Origin of the sequence: Dankookia rubra, from assembly GCF_004355005.1 — a bacterium.
Taxonomy (GTDB): Bacteria; Pseudomonadota; Alphaproteobacteria; order Acetobacterales; family Acetobacteraceae; genus Paracraurococcus; species Paracraurococcus ruber_A.
Window position 1 is genome coordinate 1 of the sequence record NZ_SMSJ01000146.1, and the last position, 8,947, is coordinate 8,947.

7 protein-coding genes are annotated in these 8,947 nt (G+C 71.9%); 4 read left to right on the forward strand and 3 right to left on the reverse strand.

The window, feature by feature from the left end; genetic code table 11:
• The 3 genes from E2C06_RS33920 to E2C06_RS33930 all read left to right on the forward strand — a co-directional run.
• On the forward strand, positions 1–2,361 hold a 2,361-nt coding region (locus E2C06_RS33920; protein WP_133292971.1), incomplete at its 5' end, for a DUF4159 domain-containing protein.
• Entirely contained in the window at positions 2,362–4,488 is a 2,127-nt protein-coding gene (locus E2C06_RS33925; protein ID WP_133292972.1) for a hypothetical protein, read from the forward strand.
• Positions 4,488–4,850: a hypothetical protein gene (locus E2C06_RS33930; RefSeq protein WP_133292973.1), complete on the forward strand. Its 363-nt coding sequence runs from the start codon at positions 4,488–4,490 to the stop codon at positions 4,848–4,850. Before E2C06_RS33925 ends, E2C06_RS33930 begins: the two co-directional genes overlap by 1 nt.
• 110 nt (positions 4,851–4,960) lie before the next feature.
• Here the strand turns inward: E2C06_RS33930 and E2C06_RS33935 are convergent, their stop codons facing one another.
• Positions 4,961–5,971, reverse strand: a complete 1,011-nt coding sequence (locus E2C06_RS33935; protein WP_133292974.1) for an acyltransferase family protein — start codon at positions 5,969–5,971, stop codon at positions 4,961–4,963.
• Between the two features lie 182 nt (positions 5,972–6,153).
• Between E2C06_RS33935 and E2C06_RS33940 the strand changes: the two genes are divergently transcribed.
• Entirely contained in the window at positions 6,154–6,834 is a 681-nt protein-coding gene (locus E2C06_RS33940; protein ID WP_133292975.1) for an ankyrin repeat domain-containing protein, read from the forward strand.
• 1,038 nt (positions 6,835–7,872) lie between these two features.
• On the opposite strand, the gene E2C06_RS33945 is transcribed toward E2C06_RS33940, so the two are convergent.
• Both E2C06_RS33945 and E2C06_RS33950 read right to left on the reverse strand, forming a co-directional pair.
• On the reverse strand, positions 7,873–8,445 hold the full coding sequence (locus E2C06_RS33945) for a TIGR04282 family arsenosugar biosynthesis glycosyltransferase (protein WP_133292976.1): 573 nt from the start codon (positions 8,443–8,445) through the stop codon (positions 7,873–7,875).
• The coding region (locus E2C06_RS33950; protein ID WP_133292977.1) for a glycosyltransferase at positions 8,442–8,947 on the reverse strand (506 nt) is incomplete at its 5' end. The genes E2C06_RS33945 and E2C06_RS33950, both read right to left, overlap by 4 nt.

Sequence of the window (8,947 nt, forward strand, 5' to 3'; positions counted from 1 at the left end):
GGCCGCCGCGCCGCCCTGCTCGCCACGGCGCCGGCCGAGACCGGCGACCCGCCCCGCGTCATCGGCCCGATGCCGGCCGAGGACCTGCGGGCACGGCTGGCGGCGCTGCGGCCGAAGCCCTGGGCGCCCGACCACGCCGCGGCGCTCGCCGCCTTCCAGGCCTGGCGCGGCGTCAATGCCGGCGCGCTCTCGACCCTGCTGGTCAGCGACGGCGTCGAGCACGGCGCCGAGGCGGCCGGCCCCTTCCAGGCCGCGCTGGCCGGCGCCGGCAGCCTGACCGTCGCCCGCGCCGAGGCCCGCCCGGTCCGGCTGCTGCCGCCGCCGCTCGCCGAGGCCGACCGGCTCCGCCTTCGCGTCCAGCAGCTGCCGCTGCCGACCGCGACCGAGGCGGTGGTGCTGGCCCGCACCGGCGACGGCCGCGCCATCGCCCAGGCCCCCGTCGCCATTCCCGCCGAGGCGGCGCAGGGCGAAGCGGTGCTGGAGCTGCCGGTCGAGCTGCGCAACCAGGTCGTGCGGCTCGAGATCGAGGGCGAGACCGGCGCCGGCGCCGTCGCCCTGCTGGACGAGCGCTTCCGCCGCCGCCCCGTCGGCCTGCTGCCGCCGCAGGAGGAAAGCGCCGACGCGCCGCTGATCGGCGACCTCTTCTACCTCGACCGCGCGCTCGCCCCCTTCGTCGAGCTGCGCCGCGGGCCGCTCGACAAGCTGCTGGCCCGCCCCATCGCCGTGCTGGCGCTGGCCGACCGGCCGGTCGCCGAGGGCGCCGAGCGCGAGGCGCTGACCCGCTGGGTGGAGCGCGGCGGCACGCTGATCCGCTTCGCCGGCCCGCGCGTGGCCGAGCGGCCGGACCCGCTGCTGCCGGTGCCGCTGCGCGCCGAGCGCCAGCTCGGCGGATCCTTGTCCTGGGAGCAGCCGCAGCACTTGGCACCCTTCCCGGAGAACTCGCCCTTCCTCGGGCTGCCGGTGCCGGAGGAGGTGACGGTGGAGCGCCAGGTCCTGGCCGAGCCCTCCCCCCGGCTGACCGAGCGCACCTGGGCGCGGCTCGGCGACGGCACGCCGCTGGTCACGGCCGAGGCGCGCGGGCAGGGTCGCATCGTGCTGTTCCACGTCACCGCCAATGCGGAGTGGTCGAACCTGCCGCTCTCAGGCCTGTTTGTGCAGATGCTGCGGCGGATCGTCGCGCTCTCGGCCGGCATCCAGGGCCAGGAAGGCGATGCGCCGCTAGCGCCGCTCGAGGTGCTGGACGGCTTCGGCCGGCTCGGCGCCGCGCCGCCGGCCGCGGCGCCGGTCGCCGCCTCGGCGATCGAGACCACCCCCGCGTCCCCGCGCAACCCGCCGGGCTGGTACGGCACGCCCGGCCAGGACGCGGCGAACGCGGCCTACCGGCGGGCGCTGAACCTCGGCGGGGCGATCCCCGGGCCGCGCGCCGCGCCGCCGCCGCCGCCCGGCGCCGCGCTGCTGGCAATCGGCGGCGTGCCGGCCGAGCGCGACCTCGGGCCCTGGCTGCTGGCCGCGGCGCTGCTGCTGCTGGCCGCCGACCTGCTGATCGGGCTGGTGCTGCGCGGGCTGCTCGCCGTCCCGCGGCTGGCCAGGGCCGGCGCGGTGCTGCTGGCGGTGCTGGCCGCGGCGCCGGCCGAGGCGCAGCGTGCCCCCGCGGCCGAGAGCGACCCGGCGCTGGCCACCCGCCTCGCCTATGTCGTCACCGGCGACGGCTCGGTCGACGAGACGCAGCGGATGGGCCTCGTCGGCCTGTCCGATTTCGTCAACCGCCGCACCGCCGCGGCGCTGGCCGACCCGGCCGCGGTGACGCCGGGGCAGGACGACCTCTCCTTCTATCCCCTGCTCTACTGGGTGATCCTGCCGGATGCGTCGCAGCCGGAGCCGCAGGCGGTGACCGCGCTGAACGACTTCATGCGCCATGGCGGCATCATCCTGTTCGACACGCGGGACGAGGGCAGCGGCGAGGGCTTCGCGGCAGGCGCCCGCGCGGCGCTCCGCCGCGTCACCCGCGACCTCGCCATCCCGCCCTTGGCCCCGCTGTCCGAGGACCACGTCCTCAAGCGGTCCTTCTACCTGCTGCCCGACCTGCCCGGCCGTTTCGCCGGCGGCCAGGTCTGGGTGGCGCGCGACCAGGACCGGGCGAACGACAGCGTCTCCCCGGTCATCCTCGGCGGGCATGACTGGGCGGCGGCCTGGGCGATCGACGCGCGGGGCAACAATCCCTTCGCGGTCATCCCCGGCGGCACGCGCCAGCGCAGCCTCGCCTACCGCTTCGGCGTCAACCTCGTGATGTACGCGCTGACCGGCAACTACAAGGGCGACCAGGTCCATGTGCCGGCCATCCTCGAACGGCTGGGGAACTAGATGCAGCAGGCCTTCGCCGGGATCGACCTTTCCCCCGTCATCCCGCCCTGGCTGCTGGCCGCGCTCGGCGCGGTGGCGGTGCTGGCGCTGGTCCCGGCGCTCTGGCGGCGGGCGCGCGGCGCGCCCCTGCGCGCCCTCGTTTTCGCGCTGATCCTGCTGGCGCTGGCCAATCCCCGGCTGGTCGAAGAGACCCGGGAGACCCGCCCCGACATCGCCCTAGTGGTGATCGACCGCTCCGACAGCGCCCGCATCGGCAACCGCGCGGCGCAGGTCGAGGCGGCGCGGACCGCGCTCGAAGCCCGGCTCGGCCGGCTGCCCGAGCTCGAGGTCCGCACCGTCGAGGTGCTGGAGGGCGGCAACCAGGGCACCCGCCTGTTCGCCGCGATGGAGCAGGCCCTGGCGGAGATCCCCCGCGCCCGCCTGGCCGGCGTCATCGCGCTGACCGACGGGCAGGTGCACGACGTGCCCGCGGCCTCCCCCATCGAAGCACCCTTCCACGCCCTGCTGCCCGGCAGGCCGGGCGAGGTCGACCGGCGGCTGCGGGTGATCGAGGCGCCGGGCTTCGGCATCGTCGGCCGCAGCGTCGAATTGCGGGTTGCCATCGACGACCTCGGCGTCCCCAACGGTGGTGCCGCCGGCTCCGCCGGGAGCGGCGCCGCCCGCCTCTCGATCCGCCGCGACGGCTCGCCGCCGCGTATCGAGAGCGTCCCGGTCGGCCGCGAGCACCGGATCGAAGTGCCCGTCGAGCGCGGCGGCCCGACCGTGGTGGAACTCGCCGCGGAAGCGCGCCCCGGCGAGGTTTCCGAGCTCAACAACCGCGCCGTCGTCACGGTGACCGGGGTGCGCGACCGGCTGCGCGTGCTGCTGGTGAGCGGCGAGCCGCATGCCGGCGAGCGCACCTGGCGCCGCCTGCTGAAGGCCGATCCCGGCGTCGACCTGGTGCATTTCACCATCCTCCGCCCGCCGGAGAAGGACGACCTGACCCCGCTGAACGAGCTGGCGCTGATCGCCTTCCCCGTCCGCGAGCTGTTCCAGGTGAAGCTCCGCGAGTTCGACCTGGTGGTCTTCGACCGCTTCGCCAATCGCGGCATCCTGCCGCCCGCCTACCTCCGCAACATCGCCGACTATGTCCGCGGCGGCGGCGCGCTGCTGATGTCGGTCGGGCCGGAATTCGCCGGGCCCGTCAGCCTCGCCGCGACGCCGCTCGGCGCCGTGCTGCCGGCCCGGCCCGCGGTCGGGGCCGGCCAGGGGGCAGGCCTGTCCGGCGCGGCGGAGGGCGCCTTCAAGCCGATGGTGACCACGCTCGGCGCCCGTCATCCCGTCACCGAGGGCCTCACCGGCGCCAATCCGGACGAGCAGCACGAGGCGACATGGGGCCGCTGGTACCGCAGCATGCGGGCCGACCAGCGCAGCGGCACCGCGGTCATGGAAGCCGCCGGCGGCGCGCCCCTGCTTGTGCTCGACCGCGTCGGCGACGGCCGCGTCGCCCTGCTGCTGTCGGACCATATCTGGCTCTGGTCGCGCGGCCATGACGGCGGCGGGCCACAGGCCGAGCTGCTGCGCCGCGCCGCGCACTGGCTGATGCGCGAGCCGGAGCTGGAGGAGGAGGACCTGACCGCGCGGATCGAGGCCGGCCGCCTGCAGGTGCAGCGCCGCAGCGTCGAGGCGGCGACGCCGCCCGAGGTCACCGTCACCGCGCCCGACGGCAGCACGCGCCGCGCCGCGCTGCAGCCCGGCCCCGGCGGCCGCGCCACGGCCGAGCTGCCGGCCGACCTGCCCGGCGTCTGGCAGGTCTCCGACGGCCGCCGCAACGCCTTCGTCGCCGCCGCCGCGGCCAATCCGCCGGAGGTCGCCGACCTGCGCGCCGATCCGGGTCGGCTGGCGCCGATCCTGGCGGCGACCGGGGGCGCCGCCCGTTGGCTCGGCGCCGCGGCCGAGCCCGCCTTGCCGGAACTGCGCCGGATCGGCCCCGGCCGGGACGCCCAGGGGGGCGGCTGGATCGGGCTGCGGCGCAACGGCGACCACACCGTCACCGGCATCGCCGCCATGCCGCTGCTGCCGGCCTGGCTGGCGCTGCCCCTGGTACTCGGCCTGGCCGTGCTGGCCTGGCGACGGGAGGGACGCTGATGTTTCGTTTGCTGTTGCTGTTGCCCTTGCTGCTCGGCGCCTGCGCGACCGAGCCGCCGCTCGAGACCCGGCTGCAGCCGCTGGTCGGCAAGACCGAGGCGGAGCTGGTGCAGGCGCTCGGCGTGCCCTCCGCTACGTATGAGGCCGGCGGCGACCGCTTCCTGCAGTACGAGGACCAGACCAGCACGATCTATCCCGGCGATCCCTACTGGGGTGGCCGCTATCGCCGCTTCGGCGGGCCGATCTATTCGCCGCCGCTGGTGATCACCCGCACCTGTGCCATCACCTTTGCCCTGGCCGGCCAGAAGGGAGGCGACCGGCGGGTCGCCAGCTTCACCTTCCGCGGGAATGGCTGCCGGTAGGGCGGAGGGCAGGAGGGCGTGAACGCCCGGACGCCCGACCCTGCCCTGACAAAAAGGACTTATGGCGGTGCCGCGTTCACCTTCGAAGGCAGGCCGCCATGGCCCGGCGGTCAGGCGGCCCGAAGCCGGGATGGGCTCGCGCTGCGGCGGCGCCGCTTCAGCGCCTCGGTCAGCGGCTGTTCCAGCAGGGTGAAGCAGGCGAGCCCGGCCAGGGCGGATACCAGCAGGCTGGCGAGCAGGAAGCCGGGCGCCGGCAGCCAGCCGACGAATCGCCACACCACCCCGACCAGAAGCGGGTGCAGCAGGTAGATCGAGTAGGACGCATCGCCGAGCCGCTTGGCCAGGCCCGGCCGCAGCGCCGGGGCGGCGGCGAGGGTGCCGGCGACGATCAGCAGCGCCGGACCGCCCCAGAGCACCACGCGCCAGGCATCGGAATAGGTCCGGGTCGCCTGCAGCGCAGCATAGGCGGCCAGGCCCAGCGCGAGCATCGCCAAGCCGATTTGGCGCCGCGGCAGGCGGCCCCGCAGCCGCAATTGCGCCAGCCAGATGCCGGCGAGGAATTCAAGCAGCATCGGGCTGGTGTAGGTGGCGGCAACCGCGCCGTCCGGCCGCAGCAGGACGCCCAGTCCGACCAGGCCCAGCATCATGGCGGTGATCGCGGCCAGCTGCGCCGACCGCGGCAGCACCAGGGCGGCGGCGAACAGCGCGTAGAAGAACATCTCGAAGTTCAGGGTCCAGCCAGGGACCAGCACCGGGAAGATCTGCCCTGCCGGATCCCGGTGCGGGATGAAAAGGAGCGATTGGACGACGCGGTCCGGGCTGGCCTGCAGGTTCGGCATCGCGGCCGGCAGGACCAGCGCCAGCCCCACCAGGGCCAGCGTGACCAGCCAATACAGCGGGACGATCCGCGATATCCGGTTCCAGGCGAACCGCAGCGGCGTGGTCGGACGCGCGGCGGTGACGGTCATCATGATGAAGCCGGAAATCACGAAGAATACGTCGACGCCAGCGGCCCCGACCCCGAAGGCCGACCCGGCGCGGTCGGCCGCGTGGTAGGCAACCACGGCCAGGGCGGCAAAGGCACGCAGTGCCTGGATCTCGATCAGTTGCCCGCGATCCATGGCCAAGCCTCTCGTGCCTTCAAAGCAGCTTTCAAACTATCGGTTTCGTGATACGTCTTCAACCTAACTCTTGGGTTGCCGTCCGGTCCCGCGGCCCGGCTTCCGGCGGGTCGGCCCGATGGATAGGCCGGATAGGCCGGCTCGACTGGCGGGACGTCGCCGCAGACGGTAAGCAGGGCGGCATGCGCCGCATCCTGCACCTTGCACCCCTCGTCCTCCTCGCCTTCGCCCTGCTGCCGATGGGCGAGGCCGCGGCGCAGTTCGGCCGCGGCAGCACCACCAGCCGGGTGCCGCGCGACATGGGCAACAGCACGTCCCGCCCGCCGCCGCCGGCGCTGCCCGGGCTGCAGAACCGCCGCGCGCCGGACCCGATCCCGGCCGACCCGAATCAGGTGCTCTCGCCCAACGCGGCGCTGTTCGACGCGATCAACCGCGGCGACCTGCCGGCGGCGCGCGACGCGGTGGCGCGCGGCGCCGACCTCGAGTCGCGCAACGTGCTGGGCCTGACGCCGACCGATGCGGCGGTCGACCAGGGCCGCAACGAGATCATGTTCTACCTGCTCTCGGTCCGCGGCGGCACCCGCGTCGCCGGCCCGCCGGACGAGGCGCCGGCCGCCCCGCCGAAGCCCGGCAAGCGCGGCGCCGCGGCGGCCGCGGCGCGCCCGGCGGCGGGCGAGGTCGATCGCAGCATGCCGATGCCGGCGCCGACGGTGCGCAACCCGCGGCTCTGGGCCGGGGATGGCGGCGCGCCGCAGCCGGATATCGGGTTCCTCGGCTTCGATGCCGGGCGCCCGGCCGGGGCGGTGGCGCCTCAAGGATCAAGCCAACGCTCCGCCCCAGAAAAGAACAGGCGGAGATCATAATATCCATAAACTTAACACGGCAAAGACTTGGGCTGCTTTAATTGCGAAAATTATAATATAATCTTAGACATTACAGCAAAAAGCTGTCTTGAATTTCATGTATTTTTTCAATGCTCATTAATTCATTAATGGCCACTAAATTGCTGTCGTTTTTAGGCCAAATTGAGCGATTTGGAAGCTCAAACGGCCCCAAGCCTAATTTTTCGAGTAGTCCGATCGTGCTCTCACCAATGCTACTAAGTGTGTGGAAAGTAACCTTTTCCACACAAAAAAGGGTACTCTGCATCGGGACATAATTTTTATCAGCGAGCTGGACAGGCGCTAGCATTGATCGATGAAAGCTAAATCCAGATGCTGATGGATCATTTATCCGCGCGATTGAGACACGACACCCGACTGGAACCTTACCCCGCATTAGCTGTTCGTGCTGAAACTGCTGTATCGTCCGTATTCGGCCATGAGCCTCAAGATTTATAGTCACCATCATGGCCCACTTCGCAAGTAAAGAACATTCAGCACCGGAAAATTAGGCCACTCGCCGTCGGCAAGCGCGACTATCAAATTTCGAGCTGAGCTTTGCAGACGGCTCATCCAGCCACTATTGCATTCTTGGCAAACATGATTAACAACACCAGAATAAATATTCCCCTGAACCTTGTAAGCTCGGTTGTGTGATTTTTCATCTTCTCGGTAAAACGAAGTTTTTTCAGGCCGCCTGAGCGTGTGAGTGCCATAATTATTTCTGATTCTACCATATTTTAATCTTATCCAGTCACCAAAAATATGCTCTCTGTGATACTTTCCCGATTTTTTGCAGTATGTGCAATTGCCGAACTTGGTGGGCTTTCTCGATCCATGTCGCAAATCAAAATTACAGCGTCCACAAAACGGCAATTCCTTAGCTGTAGTAGCTTTGCATTGTGGGCACAGTTCGGGCTGGTAAGGTGTTAGTGGTCCTCTGAATACCATGGCAGCGGTCCATTTCGATACGGCTTTAAGCGGTTTTAGCAACAGCCGGTGCGATTCCTCCATACTCTGTCATTTCGGTGCCTCCAGGTCCGCGGCCGTATCCACGTCCCGCAGCCGCCGCAGCAGCGCCACCCGGCGCCCCGCGCAATTCGCCAAGGTGTCCGCCAGCGCATGCTCGGTCGACCAGCGCACCCCGGCGAAGAGCGCCGGCGGCCGGCGCGGGCCGAGGCCGACCAGCCAGTAGCCGCCATCCTCCGCCGGCCCGAAGACCGCATCGGCCCGGCCGAGCGCCCTGAAGGCCGCGGCGACATCAGCGCGGCCGAGGCCCGGGATGTCGCAGCCGACCAGCACCGCCCGGCGGTGCCGCCCGAGCGCCCGGCCCATCCGCTGGCCGAGGTCGCCGCCCCCCTGCCCCCGCATCGGCAGCCCAGGGGAGGCGCGGACCGGCCAGCGGATGCGGTCCGGCGTCACCGCCAGCTCCACCCGCCAGCGGCGGTCCCGCCCGGCCTGCCGCAGCAGCCGGCCGAGCTGGCCGCGGTAGAAGCGCAGCGCCGCCATGGCGCCGATGCCCGCCGCCAGCCGCCGCTTGACGGTGCCGAGCCGCGGCGCCCGGGCGAAGACGATCAGCGTGTCGCCCTTCACGGATAGACCCGGGCGATCAGCCGCGGCGGGACACCCATGAACCAGAGCGAGAGGCAGGCCAGGTTGCGCGCCGAGCGCCGGCGCCAGCCATCGCGCCGCCAGCGCTCGGCCGAGGTGAGCGCCTCGACCGGCAGGGCCGCGAGGCGGCGGCGGCCGATGCGGCGGACCAGGTCGACATCCTCCATCAGCAGCAGCGGGCGGTAGCCGCCGACGGCATCATAGAGGGCGCGCGGCAGCAGAAGCCCCTGGTCGCCGTAGGGCAGCGCCATCACCCGGCAGCGCCAGGCGACCAGGCGTTCCAGCCGGCGGGCCTGCGGCGAGGGGTCATCGAGCGCGAAGGCGAAATACGCCGCCCGCCCGGCATGGCCCGCCGCCGCCATGAAGCCCCGCACCGCCGCGGCCCAGCCGGGGGCCAGCCGGGTATCGGCATGCAGGAACAGCAGCCAGTCGCCGCGCGCGGCCGCGGCGCCGGCCGCGAGCTGCGGGCCGCGGCCGCGAGATC